16 protein-coding genes and 1 pseudogene are annotated in these 18,137 nt (G+C 69.5%); 11 read left to right on the forward strand and 6 right to left on the reverse strand.

Annotation, left to right across the window (positions count from 1 at the left end; translation table 11 throughout):
- Positions 1-11: 11 nt before the first annotated feature.
- Entirely contained in the window at positions 12-665 is a 654-nt protein-coding gene (locus OG735_RS36500) for a class F sortase (protein WP_327327420.1), read from the reverse strand.
- 310 nt (positions 666-975) lie between these two features.
- Here OG735_RS36500 and OG735_RS42140 point away from each other — a divergent pair, with 310 nt between their 5' ends.
- The gene (locus tag OG735_RS42140) at positions 976-1,812 is read left to right on the forward strand and encodes a hypothetical protein (protein WP_442812547.1); all 837 of its coding nucleotides are present in this window, start codon (positions 976-978) and stop codon (positions 1,810-1,812) included.
- Between the two features lie 107 nt (positions 1,813-1,919).
- On the opposite strand, the gene OG735_RS36510 is transcribed toward OG735_RS42140, so the two are convergent.
- Entirely contained in the window at positions 1,920-2,447 is a 528-nt protein-coding gene (locus OG735_RS36510) for a hypothetical protein (RefSeq protein WP_327327421.1), read from the reverse strand.
- A 641-nt stretch (positions 2,448-3,088) separates the two neighbouring features.
- Between OG735_RS36510 and OG735_RS36515 the strand changes: the two genes are divergently transcribed.
- From OG735_RS36515 to OG735_RS36525, 3 genes are all read left to right on the forward strand, one after another.
- Positions 3,089-4,081, forward strand: coding sequence for an SCO0930 family lipoprotein (locus OG735_RS36515; protein WP_327327422.1), 993 nt, complete (start codon positions 3,089-3,091; stop codon positions 4,079-4,081).
- Between the two features lie 207 nt (positions 4,082-4,288).
- Positions 4,289-5,101 carry an SAM-dependent methyltransferase gene (locus tag OG735_RS36520; protein ID WP_327327423.1) on the forward strand — a complete coding sequence of 271 codons (813 nt, stop codon included), beginning with the start codon at positions 4,289-4,291 and terminating at the stop codon, positions 5,099-5,101.
- Positions 5,101-7,266: a putative bifunctional diguanylate cyclase/phosphodiesterase gene (locus tag OG735_RS36525; RefSeq protein WP_327328576.1), complete on the forward strand. Its 2,166-nt coding sequence runs from the start codon at positions 5,101-5,103 to the stop codon at positions 7,264-7,266. The genes OG735_RS36520 and OG735_RS36525 overlap by 1 nt, the downstream gene beginning before the upstream one ends.
- A gap of 101 nt (positions 7,267-7,367) precedes the next feature.
- On the opposite strand, the gene OG735_RS36530 is transcribed toward OG735_RS36525, so the two are convergent.
- A complete protein-coding gene (locus tag OG735_RS36530; RefSeq protein WP_327327424.1) occupies positions 7,368-8,258 on the reverse strand; it encodes a LysR family transcriptional regulator in 891 nt (296 codons plus the stop codon).
- Positions 8,259-8,343: 85 nt separating this feature from the next.
- On the opposite strand from OG735_RS36530, the gene OG735_RS36535 reads away from it, so the two are divergent.
- From OG735_RS36535 to melC2, 5 genes are all read left to right on the forward strand, one after another.
- The gene (locus OG735_RS36535; RefSeq protein WP_327327425.1) at positions 8,344-9,048 is read left to right on the forward strand and encodes a succinate dehydrogenase; all 705 of its coding nucleotides are present in this window, start codon (positions 8,344-8,346) and stop codon (positions 9,046-9,048) included.
- Position 9,049: 1 nt separating this feature from the next.
- Positions 9,050-11,032: a fumarate reductase/succinate dehydrogenase flavoprotein subunit gene (locus OG735_RS36540; protein WP_327327426.1), complete on the forward strand. Its 1,983-nt coding sequence runs from the start codon at positions 9,050-9,052 to the stop codon at positions 11,030-11,032.
- Positions 11,029-11,775 carry a succinate dehydrogenase/fumarate reductase iron-sulfur subunit gene (locus tag OG735_RS36545; RefSeq protein ID WP_327327427.1) on the forward strand — a complete coding sequence of 249 codons (747 nt, stop codon included), beginning with the start codon at positions 11,029-11,031 and terminating at the stop codon, positions 11,773-11,775. Before OG735_RS36540 ends, OG735_RS36545 begins: the two co-directional genes overlap by 4 nt.
- A 321-nt stretch (positions 11,776-12,096) precedes the next feature.
- Positions 12,097-12,522 carry an apotyrosinase chaperone MelC1 gene (gene melC1, locus OG735_RS36550; RefSeq protein ID WP_327327428.1) on the forward strand — a complete coding sequence of 142 codons (426 nt, stop codon included), beginning with the start codon at positions 12,097-12,099 and terminating at the stop codon, positions 12,520-12,522.
- Positions 12,523-12,537: 15 nt separating this feature from the next.
- The gene (gene melC2 / locus OG735_RS36555) at positions 12,538-13,365 is read left to right on the forward strand and encodes a tyrosinase MelC2 (protein ID WP_327327429.1); all 828 of its coding nucleotides are present in this window, start codon (positions 12,538-12,540) and stop codon (positions 13,363-13,365) included.
- Here melC2 and uvrA read toward each other — a convergent pair.
- Both uvrA and OG735_RS36565 read right to left on the reverse strand, forming a co-directional pair.
- Positions 13,362-15,791, reverse strand: a complete 2,430-nt coding sequence (uvrA, locus tag OG735_RS36560) for an excinuclease ABC subunit UvrA (protein ID WP_327327430.1) — start codon at positions 15,789-15,791, stop codon at positions 13,362-13,364. The two genes, melC2 and uvrA, sit on opposite strands and share 4 nt — an antisense overlap.
- Before the next feature lie 11 nt (positions 15,792-15,802).
- Positions 15,803-16,822, reverse strand: a complete 1,020-nt coding sequence (locus OG735_RS36565) for an LLM class flavin-dependent oxidoreductase (protein ID WP_327327431.1) — start codon at positions 16,820-16,822, stop codon at positions 15,803-15,805.
- A gap of 49 nt (positions 16,823-16,871) precedes the next feature.
- Here OG735_RS36565 and OG735_RS36570 point away from each other — a divergent pair, with 49 nt between their 5' ends.
- Positions 16,872-17,363: a phosphatase domain-containing protein gene (locus OG735_RS36570; RefSeq protein WP_327327432.1), complete on the forward strand. Its 492-nt coding sequence runs from the start codon at positions 16,872-16,874 to the stop codon at positions 17,361-17,363.
- Between the two features lie 88 nt (positions 17,364-17,451).
- Here OG735_RS36570 and OG735_RS36575 read toward each other — a convergent pair whose 3' ends face one another.
- Positions 17,452-17,667 carry a dodecin gene (locus OG735_RS36575; protein WP_326654052.1) on the reverse strand — a complete coding sequence of 72 codons (216 nt, stop codon included), beginning with the start codon at positions 17,665-17,667 and terminating at the stop codon, positions 17,452-17,454.
- Positions 17,668-17,938: 271 nt separating this feature from the next.
- Here OG735_RS36575 and OG735_RS36580 point away from each other — a divergent pair.
- Positions 17,939-18,133: pseudogene (locus OG735_RS36580) on the forward strand (extracellular solute-binding protein); the annotation flags it as partial.
- Between the last annotated feature and the right edge of the window lie 4 nt (positions 18,134-18,137).

Genomic DNA, 18,137 nt, shown 5'->3' on the forward strand with positions numbered 1-18,137 from the left:
CCGGTCCTGGTTCAGAGGGTCTTGACCATGCGCGCGAAGACCACGACGTTCCCCGAGTATCCGCCTGCCTTCGAGTAGCCGCCGCCACATGTGATCACACGCAGCTCCGGCTGTCCGGTGTCGCCGTACACCTGGGCGCCGGGGAATTGATCCTTGGGGAAGACCTCGACGCCGTACACCTCGAAGACCGCGGTCTTGCCGTCGAAGCGGTCCACCTCGATGTGGTTGCCCTTCTGGATGGAGCCGAGGCCGTAGAAGACGGCGGGCCCCGACAGATTGTCGACATGCCCGACGACGACCGCGGTACCACGCTGGCCGGGGGAGACGCCGTTCTGGTACCAGCCGGCCAGATTGGGGTCCTGCGGCGGCGGGGCGGCGATCCAGCCGTCCTGGTCCACGCCCACATCCGCGACCGGGGCGTCCACGTTGAGCGCCGGGATCCTCACCCGTGCCGCGGGGGCGTACACAAGCGGCTCGACGGAGGGGGGAATGAACGTCTCGCCGACCGCGCGGCCGGCCAGTGCGGCCGCGGCGGCAGGCTGCGGCGGTCCCAGGGTGACGTCCGAGCCATTCCTTATCAGGGCGATCCCGCTGAGCAGGGCGAGCGCCAGAACGCCCCAGGGTGAGCGTCTCGTCGATTTCCAGCCGCCGTAGTCCTGGCCCATAGTTCTCCCTCCGTGGCGTCTGTAGCCACGCTAAGTGCGCTCGGTCAAAGCGGCGAGGAGGGAGGAGCGAATGGGTGGTGGGGCCTGCGATGGTGACCCATCCGAGCAAAAGGCAGATAAAAATTCTGACGGTCTGTGACCTGCGACTCCGTCAGATCTTGCGGCGCGTCGTCGGCGTGTCGCCTCACCGGGGTGGACCAGCGCCGAAATGCGGCGGCTGCTCGCCCCAGTGAGGGTTCGTCATGGAAGACGTACTCGTCGAATTTCCCGGAGCGCCCGCTTTGGGGCGTCTTCCGCTGGAGGTTCAACGATGCGTGCTTCACGCGCTCTCGCAGTGGCCGCGGCCGCCTGCGCGGCCGTAGGGCTCTCTGCCCCGCTGGCCGCCGCGGGCGGCGACATCCGGAACAACGATCCCATCCGTGTCAACGTGAGCCCGCAGGCGGTTCACCAGGGCAGCACCCTGACGATCACGGTCCGGGGTTGCAATCGCGGTGGCACGGTCACGTCCAACGCCTTCCCACAGACCCGCCTCTCCGAGCAGCGCTCGGGCATCTCGGCCGCCATCGCGCGGATCCACAACGATGCGACTCCCGGTCAGTACAACCTGGCGGTCAGGTGCAACGGCCTGAACGGCCTGAACGGCAACCAGAACGACAACGGGAACCGCAATGACAACGGGATCCGCAATGACAACGGGATCCGTAACGACAACGGGATCCGTAACGACAACGGGATCCGCAATGACAACGGGATCCGCAATGACAACGGGATCCGTAACGATAACGGGATCCGTAACGATAACGGGATCCGCAATGACAACGGGATCCGCAATGACAACGGGATCCGTAACGACAACGGGATCCGTAACGACAACGGGATCCGCAATGACAACGGGATCCGTAACGACAACGGTCTCTTCTTCGACAACGGGATCCGCAACGACAACGGGCTCCTCGGCGACAACCGGACCGTGGCGACCGCACAGTTCACTGTGCTGCCGGGCCGAGGTGCGCTCGGCGGTCTCGGCGGCTCGGTCGGTCCCAGCGCCACCGAGATGGCGGTCGGCGCCGGCCTGGTCGCCACGGCGGCCGTCGGCGGCAGCCTGTTCATCGCCCGCCGTCGTCGTATGGCCGGCGGAAAGGTCTGACCGGTCGAACCTCCCGGTCGGCCCCCACGCCCGTCGCCCCGAGTCCTGGCCAGGACTCGGGGCGACGGGCGTATATGGGGTATGAGGAGCCGGTACAGGCGGTTGCGTCAGTGCTGACGGTTCAACGTGCGCCGCCGTACGACATAGATGGTGGCGGTGGCCGCGGCGACGATCAGTGCGGTGCCGCCGGCCAGCTCCCCGGCGTTCAGTCCGCCGATGCTGCCGCCGAGACCGCCTCGGACGGCTCCGACGGCTCCGGGCCCGACGGTCGTGGTGGAGCTGATGGTCGGATTCGAGGCGCCGCCGGCGATGGCGAGAGCGAACGTTCCCACCTGCGATCCGCAGGTGAAGCGCACCGTGTACACGGTGCCCGGATTGGCGTCCGCGTCGACCGTGGTCGAGGTGGACGTGCCCGGGGTGACGGTGACGGGGTCGAAGACCCCGGACGTGGCAGTGGCCGTGGTGTTGCATCCGCTGGCGGACAGGGTGACCCGGCCGCCCGGCGGGACGGTAGAGGGGCTCACGGTGAAGAACGGCTGCGTCAGCCGGCTGTCGGTCGCCGCCGCGGTGGGGGCGGTCAGTGCGAGTGAGGCCACTCCCAGCAGAGCGGCGGATGCGACACGAATCGCGCGCATGGTCAATCCTCCGGGTCTCCGAGGAGCAGCTGCGGAACTGGTTTCCACAAGGGTCGGGGAATGCACCTCGATGACCGAAACGCTAGGAGTGGCCTTGATCGGCCGCGATCGCTGTCGCGCGAATGGGGCATCGATGTCCCCCATGCGGCGGACAGCCAGGGGCGTCGCGGCGTTGGTTCCGGCGGTGGATGCGAGGGGGCCGGCGGTAAGAGTGCGTACGAGCGGGGTGGCGGGTCGCCGGAACACTTCCAGGCCGAGGGCTGCACCGAGGGTGCACGCGGATACTGCGACCCGGACCGCTACCACGCTGTCCTCTTCGACAGCGCGGCCGCGGGCGCAGCCCGCCGCATGCTGCCGAGGACCGGTGCGCCTGGGGACGCCGTGCGATCCGAGGATCCGAACGGCTCGCCGCGTCGTCGCGCAGACGGAGTGGCTGGTGGAGCCAGTGTTGCGGATGAGATCAAGCCAATCCGTCTTGGGGTGAATTCCCCTGATGGAAGCCGGATTTCTACGATTCGCGTTGGCGACTCCGAAGATTTTTTCAAACGGCTTGAACACGCGGAGCCCTCCTGTCCGTACCTAGGGCCATGAACACGGCGCACCTGGCGTCGCAACAGGCTCGATGGACAACAGGAGTGGACATGAACACCTGGCGTAACGCCTCGCTCGCGGTGACTGCGGCGGCCGTACTCGCGCTGACGACGGCGTGCGGTCAGGACAAGGGCACCGAGACCCCCAATGGTCAGACGGTCGGCGCGGCCAAGCCGGCCCAGCCCGGGAACGGCGGCTACGGCTCGGACTACGGCTCCGGCGCCGGCGCCGCGGAGCAGGCGGCGGCCAAGCCGGCCGGCCAACTCGCGGTCTGGGACAGCAAGGAACTCGGCAAGGTGGTCACCGACAGTGCCGGCTTCACGCTCTACCGCTTCGACAAGGACACCGCCAGCCCGCCGAAGTCGAATTGCGAAGCCGAGTGCGCGAAGGCGTGGCCCGCCGTGTCCGCCGGCGGCGCCTCGGCAGCGCCCGGCACCGACGCCTCGCTGATCGGCGAGGTCACCCGGGCCGACGGCAGCAAGCAACTCACCATCGGTGGCTGGCCGATGTACCGCTACGCCAAGGACGCCAAGCCCGGTGACGCGAAGGGGCAGGGCGTCGGCGGCACCTGGTTCGCGTCGGCCCCCGACGGCAAGAAGGCGCTCGGCGGCGGCGAGGGCGCCGGGTCCGGATCGGGCTACGGCGACGGTGGCGAGGAGGCCGGCAGCCAGCCCGCCGACCTCGCCGGACTCTCCGTCCACAAGGACCCCAAGCTCGGCGAGATCATCGTCGACAAGAACGGCATGACCGTCTACCGGTTCAAGAAGGACTCGGCCTGGCCGATGAAGTCGGCGTGCACCGGCGAGTGCCTCAAGAAGTGGCCTGTTGTCGCTCCGGTCGACAAGAACGACACCGAGGGAATCATCAAGAAGGGCTTCGTCACCTTCAACCGCCCTGACGGCATCAAGCAGCAGTCGATCGACTGCTGGCCGATCTACACCTTCGCGGGCGACAAGAAGCCGGGCGACACCAACGGCCAGGGTGTGGGCGGTACTTGGTACGTCGTATCGCCCCAGGCCAAGCTGGTCGGAGCGCCCAAGTAGTCCCCACGCTGCGCGTCCGGCCCAACCGGCCCGTCTCACGCCCCCCGCGTGATGGCGGGCCGGTTGCTATGCCACCGGCGTGTGACCAAGAACGGACCGCTAATTTCCGTTTGGGCTCGCTCTCTTGGCGGGCGATCAGTAGCCTCGGCTCGAACACCGGCCAGGAACATGGCCGAACTCCCCCGTGGCGACTTGTTGGAGACATCGATGGAGCGTCCCGCCTGGGCCCCGCAGGGCATCGACATATCGGTGCCGAGCGTGTCTCGCATTTACGACTACTACCTGGGCGGCTCGCACAATTTCGAAGTCGACAGGGAAGCGGCCCGCAAGGCGATGGAGTTCATGCCCGGCCTCCCCAAGATCATGCAGGCGAACCGGGCGTTCATGCGCCGGGCCGTGAATTACGCGGTGAGCGAGGGTGTCACGCAGTTCCTTGACATCGGCTCCGGGATTCCGACCTTCGGCAATGTCCACGAGGTGGCGCACAAGGCCGACGCCGCCTCCCGCGTGGTCTACGTCGACCACGATCCGGTTGCCGTCGCACACAGCAGGGCCGTTCTGGACGGCGACGAGCAGGCCGTCGTCGTCTCCGCGGATCTGCGCAAGCCGCAGCAGATACTCGACAGCCCCGAGGTCGGCGGACTGCTCGACCTGGAGCGGCCGGTGGCGCTGCTCCTCGTCGCCGTACTGCACTTCCTCGAGGACGAGGACGATCCACAGAGCGCCGTGGCCCAGCTCCGTGACGCTCTGGCGCCCGGCAGCCTCATCGTCATCACCCACGCCTCGTACGAAGGAATACCGCTGCCCGAGGAGCAGGCGGGCGGCGCGGTCGACGTCTACCGGAACATACGCAACCCGCTGGTCATGCGCTCGCGCGAGGAGATCGCGCGGTTCTTCGAGGGGTACGAGATGGCCGAGCCCGGTCTGGTGTCCATGCCCCACTGGAGGCCCGACGCGCCCGCCGAGCAGGAGGACCCATACGCCTTCTCGGGCTTCGCCGGGGTAGGGCGCAAGGCGTGATGGCGCCGACGGAGGTGACGGATTCCGCGGTGGACCCGGACGGCCTGGAGGACAGACTCCGGCGGTTCGCGACGATCTGGAGCCGGGCCATCTTCCCGGTGACGGCCACGTCGATGACCCGGGCCGAGCTCGAGAAGCATCTGCTGCCGCTGGCCCGGCGGTTGAGGGAGTCCCTGCACGCACGGCCCTTCGACCCACAGGCCGCGCAGCGGGTCGGAGCGGCCCTGGTCGAGGCCCACTGCATGGACCCCGAAGCACTCAGCCGCACGCTCGGCGTCGTCGACGCGTATCTGGTCCTGTACTGCGGCGCCGGTGACCCCGAGCAGCCCGCCGAGGAGAGCCGGGCTCGCTGCGCCCGGCTGCAGCACGCGGTGGCCGCCGGCTTCGCCCACGGACTGCGCGAGCGCACACTGGCCGAGCAGGAGGCCATCGCGCGCTCCTCGCTGCTGGCCCGCAGCGACGCGGTGCAGGCGCTGCACGCCACCGAGGCCCGCTTCCGTGCGGTGTTCGAGGGCGCTGCGATCGGCATCGGGATCGCCGACCTCGACGGCAATGTGCTCGAGGTCAACGAGACCCTGCAGCGGATGTTCGGCGGGCTCGAGCACCATGTGCGTGGCAGGAAGGTTACCGACTGGGCCCATCCTGAAGACCGGCCACACGTCTGGGAGTTGTACCGGGAGCTGGTGAGCGGCGAGCGCGACGACTACCGCGTGGAGAAGCCCTTCTTCCGCAACGACGGCACGGTCCTGTGGACCAATCTGACGGTCTCTCTGCTGCGGGACCCCGACGGCCGGCCGGAGTACCAGTTGGCGCTGATGGAGGACACCACCGAGCGCCGGCTGCTCAATCTGCGGCTGCGCTACGAGGCCACGCACGACGCGCTGACCGGGCTGCCCAACCGCACACTCTTCTTCGAACGGCTGGAGAAGGCGCTCTCCGCCGGCGACGGCGCCCGGTTCGGCCTCTGCTACCTCGACCTCGACGGCTTCAAGGCGATCAACGACAGCCTCGGTCACGCGGCGGGCGACCGGCTGCTGGTGGAGGTCGCGGACCGGCTGCAGAGCTGCGCCACCGCGCCCGGTGAGATGGTGGCACGGCTCGGCGGCGACGAGTTCGTGGCGCTGACCACCGGACCCGACACCCAGCGCGAGGTGGACGACCTCGCCGCCCGTATCCTCGCCGCGCTCGCCTCGCCCATCCGTGTCGACGGCCGGGAGTTCACCGTCCGGGGAAGCATCGGCATCGTCGAGGGGCCCGCGGGCGAGCGGACCACAGCCGAAGTGCTGCGCAGCGCCGACATCACCATGTACCGCGCCAAGTCGGCGGGCGGCAACCGCTTCGAGCTCGCCGACCCGGAGGCGGACGCCCGCGCCATCACCCGGCACGGGCTGACCACCGCACTGCCGGCGGCCCTGGAACGCGGTGAGTTCTTCATCGAATACCAGCCCTTGGTCCACCTGGGTGACGGGAGCGTGCACGGGGCCGAGGCGCTGGTGCGCTGGTGCCATCCGCAGCACGGCGTACTCGGTCCGGACCGGTTCATTCCGCTCGCCGAGCACACCGGACTGATCGTGCCGCTGGGCCGCTGGGTGCTCCAGGAGGCCGTACGCCAGGCTCGCTACTGGCAGAGGCGCCACTCCGACGGCGGCCCGCTGCGGATCAACGTCAACCTCTCGCCCGCGCAGCTCCACCACCCCGGACTGGTCGCCGACACGGTCGACGTGCTCCAGCGCTCCGGCCTCGAACCGGGCGCCCTGTGCCTGGAGGTCACCGAGTCCGCGCTGATCGGCGCGGACGAGGATCTGCTCAAACCGCTGCGCCAGCTCGCCGAGATGGGTGTGGACATCGCGCTCGACGACTTCGGCACCGGCTATTCGAACCTCGCCAATCTGCGCCGGCTGCCGGTGAGCGTGCTCAAACTGGACCGTTCCTTCACCCAGGGCATGCAGCGGCACCCGGCCGACCCCGTCGATCTGAAGATCGTCGAGGGGATCGTCTCGCTGGCGCACAGTCTGCAGCTGGCCGTGACGGTGGAGGGCGTGGAGACCGGCGCCCAGGCGGAGCAGCTGCGCGAGCTCGGCTGCGACACCGCACAGGGCTGGTACTACGCGAGGCCCGGGCCGCCGGACAAGCTGCACGCGCTGTCGCTGGCGGACGCGGTGTAGTTTCCCCGGGGCGCCGCCCCCGGCCCCCGCGCCTCAATCGCCGCACCATCGAGCCCGTCCGGCGATTGAGGGCAACGCCGAAGGCGGTGCCCCGACGACGGTCAGTCGACCGCCGTGCGCGAGTTCAGCAGCACCCGCTGCAGCTCGCGCGCGGCCCGCGGCGGGGCGACATCGCTGCGGTGGGCGAGCGCGATCGTACGGCGCAGTCCCGGCTGGGCGAGCGGGGTGACCCGCAGATCGCGCCCGGCGCGGTCCGCCACCATGCTCGGCACCACCGCGACGCCGAGCCCGGCCCGTACGAAACCGAGTACGGCGTCCATCTCGCCGCCCTCCACGGTGAAGGCCGGCTCGAAGCCCTCTGCGCGGCATGCGGCGACCGTCAGCTCGCGCAGGTCGTAGCCGTGCCGGAACATCACCAGGGGCTCGCCCTGCAGATCGGCGATCCGCACCGGCCGGTGCGGGGCCTTCGCCGCAGCCGACGACACCACGACCAGATCCTCCCGCAGCAGCTCGACCGTGGTCAGCGCGGGGGACGCGGGCGGCAACGGCAGCACGATCAGGGCCAGATCGAGCGACCCGCGGGCCAGCTCGCGTACGAGATCGTGTGAACCGCTCTCCTCGATCAGCAGCTGGATGCCCGGGTGCAGATCGTGGAAGGTCCGCAGCACATCCGGCAGCAGACCGGTGCAGAGGCTCGGCGTCGCGCCCAGCCTGACCCGGCCGCGGCGCAGCTGTGCGAGCTCCTGGACCTCATGGCGTGCGGTGTCGGTGTCGGCGAGGATGCGGCGCGCCAGCGGAAGCAGCGCCTCCCCGGCGTCCGTCAGGGCGATATTGCCGCGGGCCCGGCTGAACAGCTCCGCTCCGAGCTCCTTCTCCAGCGCCCGGATCTGCTGGGAGAGGGACGGCTGGGCGACATGCACCCGCTCGGCGGCGCGGGTGAAGTGGCGCGTCTCGGCGACCGCCACGAAGTACAGAAGCTGCTGGAACTGCATAGCATCCACGATAGGGCATGCCTATGGAAATGAGCCGGATCATGTCTTGGACCTCTTGGGTCCTCCCGCCCTAGCGTCTCTGTACATGGCTCTGGCAACGCGGACGGATCGAAAACCGTCCCTCACGCGCACGTTCTGGGGATCGACCGTCGGCAAGAAGACGGTCATGGCCGTCAGCGGCCTGATCATGCTCGGCTATCTGGTCGCGCATGTGATGGGCAACCTCAAAGTCTTCTTCGGGGCAGGGGAGTTCAATGCGTACGGTCACTGGCTGCGCACCATGGGGGAGCCCGTCCTGCACTACTCCTGGGGGCTCTGGATCGTCCGCGTGGTGCTGCTCGCGGCCGTCGTGGGCCACGGAGTATCGGCGTACCAGCTCAGCAAGCGGGATCTGAAGGCCAGGCCCGTCCCGTACGCGCACAAGCGGCGCCGGGCCGGCTACGCCACCCGCACCATGCGTTGGGGCGGCATCATCGTGGCGCTGTTCATCGTCTGGCATCTGCTGGACCTGACGACGCTCACGGTCAACGAGAACGCCCAGCCGGGCCATCCCTACGAGAACGTCGTCGCGACCTTCTCCACCTGGTACGGCAACGTGATCTACATCGTCGCGATGCTCGCCGTCGGACTGCACATCCGGCACGGCTTCTGGAGCGCCGCCCAGACCCTCGGCGTGGGCAACGCCACCCGCGACCGCGTCCTCAAGACCGTCGCAAACGTCCTCGCGCTGGTACTGACCGCGGGCTTCATCTCCGTACCCCTCGCCGTCATGACCGGAGTGGTGAGCTGACATGAACTACCTGAACTACACGACCGGCGCTCCTGTCGCCGACACCAAGGCCCCCGAAGGACCCGTGGCCGAGCGCTGGGACCGACGGCGCTTCGAGGCCGGACTGGTCAACCCGGCCAACCGCCGCAAGCACACCATCATCGTCGTCGGCACCGGCCTCGCCGGTGGCGCCGCGGGCGCGACCCTCGCCGAACAGGGCTACCACGTCGTCCAGTTCTGCTATCAGGACTCACCGCGCCGGGCGCACTCCATCGCCGCCCAGGGCGGAATCAACGCCGCCAAGAACTACCGCAACGACGGCGACTCGATCCACCGCCTGTTCTACGACACCGTCAAGGGCGGCGACTTCCGCGCCCGCGAGTCCAACGTCCACCGGCTCGCCCAGATCTCCGTGGAGATCATCGACCAGTGCGTGGCGCAGGGTGTGCCGTTCGCCCGCGAGTACGGCGGCCTCCTCGACACCCGCTCCTTCGGCGGTGTCCAGGTCTCCCGTACCTTCTACGCCCGCGGCCAGACGGGACAGCAGCTGCTGCTCGGCGCCTACCAGGCGCTCTCCCGGCAGATCGCCGCCGGAACCGTGGAGATGCACGCCCGGACCGAGATGCTCGATCTGATCGTCGTCGGCGGACGGGCCCGCGGCATCGTCGCACGCGATCTGATCACCGGCGAGATCTCCAGCCACTTCGCGGACGCGGTGGTGCTCGCCTCCGGCGGCTACGGCAATGTCTTCTATCTGTCGACGAACGCCATGAACTCCAATGCCACCGCGATCTGGCGGGCCCATCGCCGCGGCGCGTACTTCGCCAACCCCTGCTTCACCCAGATCCACCCCACCTGCATCCCGCGCACCGGCGACCACCAGTCCAAACTGACCCTGATGAGCGAGTCGCTGCGCAACGACGGCCGTATCTGGGTCCCCAGGGCGCGCGGCGACGAGCGGCCGCCGAGCGAAATCCCCGAGGACGAGCGCGACTACTACCTGGAGCGGATCTACCCCTCCTTCGGCAACCTCGTCCCGCGCGACATCGCATCGCGCGCCGCGAAGAACGTCTGCGACGAGGGCCGCGGCGTCGGCCCCGGCGGCCAGGGCGTGTATCTGGACTTCGCCGACGCCATCCGGCGGATGGGCCGGGAGAAGGTCGCTGAGAAGTACGGAAACCTCTTCGACATGTACGAGCGGATCACCGCCGAGAATCCGTACGAGGTTCCCATGCGGATCTATCCGGCCGTGCACTACACGATGGGCGGCCTGTGGGTCGACTACGACCTGCAGACCACTGTCCCGGGGCTCTTCGCCATCGGCGAGGCCAACTTCTCGGACCACGGAGCGAATCGGCTGGGCGCGTCCGCGCTGATGCAGGGGCTCGCCGACGGGTACTTCGTCCTGCCGTCCACGATCAACGACTACCTCGCCCGCAATCCGCACCCGGAGACCGTCGACGCCTCGCACCCGGCGGTGGCAGAGGTGCTCGCCGAGACCGAGGACCGGCTGAACCTGCTGCTGGCCGTGGACGGCGACCGCACGCCCGACTCCTTCCACCGCGAACTCGGGCAACTCATGTGGGAGTTCTGCGGGATGGCCCGGACCGATGAGGGGCTGCGCAAGGCGCTCGGCCGGATTCCGCAGATCCGCGAGGAGTTCTGGCGCCGCATCAAGGTGCCGGGCAGCGGTGAGGAGTTCAACCAGTCGCTGGAGAAGGCCAACCGCATCGTCGACTATCTGGAGCTCGCCGAGCTGATGTGCCTCGACGCACTGCACCGCGCCGAGTCCTGCGGCGGCCACTTCCGCGAGGAGTCCCAGACCCCGGACGGCGAAGCCGCCCGCAAGGACGAGGAGTTCGGCTACGCGGCCGCCTGGGAGTACCGGGGGCCCGGCAGTCGTCCCCCGGGAGAGCACAGCGGCGGGACCGGCGAGGCGCCCGTCCTGCACAAGGAAGACCTCGTCTTCGAGTACGTCCACCCCACTCAGCGGAGCTACGCATGAAGCTCACCCTGCGCGTCTGGCGCCAGCAGAACCCCGACGCTCCCGGCGCCATGGTCACCTACGAGGTCGACGGCATATCGACGGACATGTCGTTCCTCGAGATGCTCGACACCCTCAACGAGGAGCTCATCCTCAAGGGCGACGAGCCGGTCGCCTTCGACCACGACTGCCGCGAGGGTATCTGTGGCGCCTGCAGCCTGGTCATCAACGGCGACGCCCACGGTCCGGAGCGCACCACCACCTGCCAGCTCCATATGCGGTCCTTCAAGGACGGCGACACCATCGACGTCGAGCCATGGCGCGCCTCCGCCTTCCCGGTGGTGAAGGACCTGGTCGTGGACCGCTCGGCCTTCGACCGGATCATCCAGGCCGGCGGCTACATCAGCGCCCCGACCGGCTCCGCTCCCGAGGCCCACGCCACGCCGGTTCCGAAACCGGATGCCGACTTCGCCTTCGAGCACGCGGAGTGCATCGGCTGCGGCGCCTGCGTCGCTGCCTGTCCCAACGGCTCCGCGATGCTCTTCACATCGGCGAAGATCAACCACCTCAATGTGCTGCCACAGGGCGCGCCCGAGCGCGAGACCCGTGTGCTCGAGATGGTTGCGACGATGGACGAGGAGGGCTTCGGCGGCTGCACGCTGACCGGTGAATGCGCGACGGCCTGTCCGAAGGGGATCCCGCTGCCGTCGATCGCGGCGATGAACAAGGAGTGGCTGCGGGCGACCCGGAAAGTCCGTCGCTGAGGCCGATGTTGCGGCCGGGGCCAGGAGATTCAGGACAGCTTTCGTGTGTGAGGGCGCCCACGCTTCCCCGCCCCGGGCAACAAATTGTTCATGTAATTGTCACATCAGCCGCAGGATTTACGCCCTGGGGTGCGATCGAGCGCGTCGACAGCAAGATCAACTTCGTTCAACTCTGCACTGTGTATCGCGACATGTCCGCATTGCAGCGACCCGGTACCCGGAGATTTCCCCGGAGTTCGGGTGAGCCGGTAGGCATGGCCGGGTAACGGGCGCCGACCACGCTCGTGCCCTACCGAAGCACTGCCAACTCTGGGGGTTGCCATGCCTGAACTCACCCGCCGACGCGCCCTGGGCGCCGCCGCGAGCGCACTCGCCGGACTCGCCGTCGCGGATCTCGCGACCACAGCGCTGTCACACCCGGCGGCGGCCGCCCCGAACGCCTCCGACCCCGCCCCGAACCTCTCCGACCCCGCGCCGTTCGACGAGGTCTACCAGGGGCGCCGCATACAGGGCGCGCCCTCGCACGGCGGCGGAGACCACGGGATGGGACACCACGGGATGGGACACCACGGCGCCGGCTACGCGGTGCGCATAGACGGCGATGAGCTGCATGTGATGCGCAATGCCGACGGCACCTGGATCAGCGTCGTCAACCACTACGAGACGTTCGCCACGCCCCGCGCGGTGGCCCGCGCCGCCGTGGTGGAACTCCAGGGCGCCGAGCTCGTCCCCCTCGTCCTCGCCTGATCCGGGAGCACCGCCATGACCGTACGCAAGAACCAGGCCCGGCTGACCGCCACCGAGAAGCGCCGCTTCGTCGACGCGCTGCTCGAGCTCAAGCGCAATGGGCAGTACGACACCTTCGTCACCACTCACAACGGCTTCATCATGAGCGACACCGACAACGGCGACCGGGTCGGCCATCGCTCGCCGTCCTTCCTGCCGTGGCACCGCAGGTTCCTCATACAGTTCGAGCAGCAACTCCAGGCCGTGGACCCCTCCGTGGCGCTCCCGTACTGGGACTGGACGGCGGACCGTACCGCGGGCTCCTCCCTCTGGGCGGCGGACTTCCTCGGCGGCACCGGCCGCAGCAGGGACGGACAGGTGATGGACGGCCCGTTCGCGTCCGCCGCGGGCAAATGGCCGGTGAACATACGCGTCGACGGTCGCGGCTATCTGCGCCGGGAGCTCGGCGCGGGCGGACAACAGCTGCCGACCCGGGCCGAAGTCGACTCCGTGCTCGCCATGGCCACCTATGACGCTCCGCCGTGGAACAGCGCGTCGGACGGCTTCCGCAACCACCTGGAAGGCTGGCGCGGCGTCAACCTGCACAACCGGGTGCATGTGTGGGTGGGCGGCCAGATGACCACAGGAGTTTCCCCGAACGACCCGGTGTTCTGGCTGCACCACGCCTTTATCGACAAGCTCTGGGCCGACTGGCAGGCCCGGCACCCGGGCTCCGCCTATCTGCCGGCCGCCGGGACGGCCAATGTCGTGGACCTCCACGACACGATGCGCCCGTGGAACAACGTGACCCCTGCCGACATGCTCGACCACACCCGCTACTACACATTCGACACAGCGGCCTAGCGGAGGGACCGCGCGAGGTAGGGCGCGGTACGGCTGCCGGCCGTGCCCGCCACCTCGCCCGGTGTACCGGCGGCGACGATGCGACCGCCTTCGTCGCCGCCACCCGGACCGAGGTCGATGACCCAGTCCGCGCCCGCCACCACCTCCATGTCGTGCTCGACGACCACCACCGAGTGGCCCGCGTCGACCAGACCGTGCAACTGCCGCATCAGCACCTCGACATCGGCGGGATGCAGCCCGGTGGTCGGCTCGTCCAGCACATAGAAGGTGTGCCCGCGCCGCACCCGCTGCAGTTCGGTGGCGAGCTTGATGCGCTGAGCCTCGCCGCCCGACAGCTCGGTCGCGGGCTGGCCGAGGCGCAGATAGCCGAGCCCCACATCGAGCAGGGCGCGCAGGCTGCGTTCGGCCGCGGGGACACCGGTGAAGAACTCCGCCGCGGCCTCCACCGTCAGATCGAGCACCTCGGCGATGCTCAGGCCCCCGTAACGGACTTCGAGCGTCGACGGGTTGTAGCGGGCACCGTGGCAGTCCGGGCACGGGGCGTAGGTGCTGGGCAGAAAGAGCAGCTCCACCGAGACGAAGCCCTCACCCTGACAGGTCTCGCAGCGCCCTCCCGCCACATTGAAGGAGAACCGGCCCGCCTTGTAGCCGCGTGCCCTGGCTTCGTCGGTGGCGGTGAAGAGCTTGCGGATGACGTCGAACAGACCGGTGTACGTGGCGAGATTGGAGCGCGGCGTACGGCCGATGGGGCGCTGGTCCACCTGGACCAGACGCTGCACGGCCGCCATCCCCTCGACCGAGAAGCACCCGGCCGCCGACGCCGCGTCCGTCCCGTCGCTGTCCGGCGCATCCGAGCCCAGCCGTTCCGCGAGAGCGCCCGCGAGCACCTGCCCGACCAGAGTCGACTTACCCGAACCCGAGACGCCGGTCACCGCGGTGAACACCCCGAGCGGGAACCGCGCGTCCACGCCGCGCACATTGTGCCGCTCGACCCCGTTCAGCCGCAGCCAGCCCGCCGGCGCGCGGGCCTCGCGCACCGGCGCGGACCGCCGCTCGAACAGGAACCGCCGAGTCGCCGACGTGTCGACCCCGGCCAGATCCGCCACCGGGCCGCTGTGCAGCACAAGACCGCCGTGCTCGCCCGCATGCGGCCCCACATCGACGAGCCAGTCCGCGCTGCGTACGACATCGAGATGGTGCTCCACCACGAAGACCGAGTTGCCCGTTGCCTTGAGCCGCTCCAGAACCACCAGCAGCGCCTCGGTGTCCGCCGGATGCAGACCGGCCGACGGCTCGTCGAGTACGTACACGACGCCGAACAGACCGGAACGCAGCTGGGTGGCCAGCCGCAGCCGCTGCAGCTCTCCGCTGGACAGGGTGGGCGCGGTGCGGTCCAGGCTGAGATAGCCGAGCCCCAGTTCGGTGACCGTGCCGATCCGGGCGAGGAGATCGGCGGTCAGCACCCGTGCGGTCTCGGAGCCGCCCGCGGCGCCCGATTCGAGCACCTCGGCGAGTCCGGTCAGCGGCAGCGCCGCCAGTTCGGCGATCGTACGGCCCGCGAACGTCACCGCCAGTGCCTCGGGACGCAGCCTGCTGCCCCCGCACGACGGACAGGGCGCACTGACCAGGAACCGCTCGGCCCTGGTGCGCAGCGTCTGGCTCTTGGAGTCCGCGAAGGTGTGCAGGACATAGCGCTGGGCGCTCATGTACGTGCCCTGGTACGGGCGTTGGATGCGGCCTGCCTCCCGTACCGGATGCACCGTGACGACCGGCTGCTCGTCCGTGAACAGGATCCAGTCCCGGTCCTTCTGGTCGAGCTCGCGCCACGGCCGGTCGATGCCGTACCCCAGAGCGTCCAGCACATCGCGGAGGTTCTTGCCCTGCCAGGCCCCCGGCCAGGCCGCGATCGCGCCGTCCCGGATGGACAGCGACGGATCGGGGACGAGCAGTTCCTCGCTGGTGCGGTGGATGCGGCCCAGACCGTGGCACTCGGGGCAGGCCCCGGCGGCCGTGTTCGGCGAGAAGGCGTCCGAGTCCAGGCGCTTGGCCCCCTCGGGATGGTCACCCGCCCGCGAGAACAGCATCCGCAGCGAATTGGAGAGCGTGGTGACTGTTCCGACCGAGGAGCGCGAGGTGGGCGATGAACGGCGCTGCTCCAGCGAGACCGCGGGCGGCAGCCCGGTGATCTCGCCGACCTTGGGCGCGCCCACCTGGTGGATCAGCCGGCGGGCGTAGGGGGCGACGGACTCGAAGTAGCGCCGCTGCGCCTCGGCGTAGATCGTGCCGAAGGCGAGCGAGGACTTCCCGGACCCCGAGACACCGGTGAAAACGACGAGGGCATCGCGCGGGATGTCCACGTCGACGCCGCGCAGATTGTGCTCATGGGCGCCGCGGACACGGACGTACGGGTCGTGAGGGCTGTGCATAGCGGACGATTCTAGGCGTCCGCGCTGGTCAGCCCGGCGATCCGGGCGAGGCGCCGGAAGGAGTCCAGCAGAGCCTCGCGGTCGTACGTACTCGTCGTGACCAGCACCTCGTCGGCGGCACTGTCCTTCACCACCGCCTCCAGCGCCTCCGTGACCTGCTGCTCGGTCCCCGCGATATGCCCGGTGAGCCCGGACTCGTAGAACTCGCGCTGCTTCGCCGTCATCGTCAGCTCCTCGATCCGCTCCGGTGGGACGAGCGGCGGGAACACGCCGTGCGTACGGGAGTACGCCAGCGACCAGGCCTCCGGCATCAACAGCCGGCGTGCCTCCTCCTCCGTGGCGGCGACCACGACCGTGCCCGCGATGACCACATAGGGCCGCTCGGACCAGGCGGAAGGACGGAAGTCCTGCCGATAGCGGTCGACGGCGGTCAGCATTCGGTCACGGCCCCGGATGTCGCCGATGACCAGCGGCAGCCCGGCCTCGGCCGCGATCTTTGCCCCTTCGCCGGTGGCCAGGAGGTACGGCGGGACGCGCAGACCCTCCGCCGGGCGGGCGTGCACCTGCGGATGCGCCGTCCGTTCTCCCGTGAACCAGCCGAGCAGCTCCTCCAACTGCTCGGCGAAGTCCTCCGCGTCCTTCATGTCGCGGCCCAGCGCCCGGCGTATCCCGTCCGTGAAGCCGACCGAGCGGCCCAGACCCATGTCGATCCGGCCCGGGAAGAGCGACTCCAGCACCCCGAACTGCTCGGCAACGACCAGCGGTTGATGGTTGGGGAGCATCACGTCGCCCGTGCCGACGCGGATCGTCGAGGTCGCGGCGGCGACGGCCGAGGCCAGGACGGTCGGCGCGGAGCCCGCCACCCCCGGCACGCTGTGGTGTTCGGAGACCCAGAAGCGGTGATAGCCGAGCGCCTCCAGCTCCTGCGCGAGCCGCACGGTGTCGCGCAGGGCTTCCTGCCCGTCGTGCCCCTCGCGGGTGCGGGAACGGTCGAGTACGGAGAGGCGGGCGGACGCGATCACTGATCTCACACCCGGTGACAACGCCCTTGCCACGCCAGGATTCCCTAGGCTGGGGGCCGTGACGCGAAGCAGCAGGCCACTGGCCGTATTCGACCTGGACGGGACGCTCGCCGACTCCGGGCACCGGCAGCACTTCCTCGAGCGCAAGCCGCGCGACTGGGACGCCTTCTTCACGGCTGCCCCCGACGACCCGCCGCTGGCGAAGGGCATCGAGCTGTGCCTGCAGGCCGCTGAGGAGTGCGAGGTCAGGTACCTCACGGGCAGGCCGGAACGGTGCCGCAGGGACACCCTCGACTGGCTGGCGGCGCAGGGGCTGCCGGAGGGGAAGGTGTTCATGCGGCGCAACGACGACCGCCGGCCGGCCCGCACCACCAAGCTGGAGATCCTGCGGCGGCTGGGCCGGGACCGGGAGATCCGGATGCTGGTGGACGACGACGAGCTGGTGTGCGACGAGGCCGAACGGGCCGGCTTCCCGGTCGTACGGGCCCGGTGGGCGGCCGGTACGACCGAGGCGCTGAAGGACGCTCAGGAGCGCGAGGGCCGTACCTGACCCACCCTGGTCCCGACCTGAGCCGCCCTGATCCCGACCTGAGTCGCCCTGATCCCGACGGCCGGCGGACGGTCCGCTCGTCAGCCGGTCACTCGCCGTCCTCGAGGCGGAAGCCCACCTTGAGGCCGACCTGATAGTGCTGGATCTGCCCGTCGACGATCTGGCCGCGGACCTGGGTCACCTCGAACCAGTCCAGTCCCCGAAGGGTCTGGGCCGCACGGGTGATGCCGTTGTGGATGGCCTGGTCGACGCCCTCCGGTGAGGTGCCGACGATCTCGGTGACCCGGTAGGTGTGATTCGACATGTGTGTCGCACTCCTCTCTGTACGTTCACTCAACGGTGCCCCACCAGGAGGCGCTGCGCGAGGCGTCGGGAACGGATCGGTCGTCCGCGGCCGGCCGGTGCGAGCCGGGGGACGATGCGGTAGCGGTCGCGCGAGGGGCTCAGGTCACCGCACGGAGCGCCGCCTGCCGTGGGCCGGAACGACCTTCGAGGACACGGTGCCCGGCCGCCAGTCCATGCTCAAGGGCGCGGACGCCAGGCGGGCGTCCGCCCACCCTCGCGGGTGTCCTCGGGGTGAGGAGAGCACCGTGGCGACGGCCGCGGGAGCCGCGCAAGGCAGGGCCACACCACATTCTCCGCAGTGGGCGAGCGTCGAGGCCGACAACCCGATCAAGCCGTACATGACGGCGGTACTCCAGGGCAAGGAGCCCGGACGAGCGGCGCGAGCCGCGTCCAAGCGCATCACCGTGGCGCTCACGCCCCACTGACAGC

Origin of the sequence: Streptomyces sp. NBC_01210 (assembly GCF_036010325.1) — a bacterium.
Classification (GTDB): Bacteria; Actinomycetota; Actinomycetes; order Streptomycetales; family Streptomycetaceae; genus Streptomyces.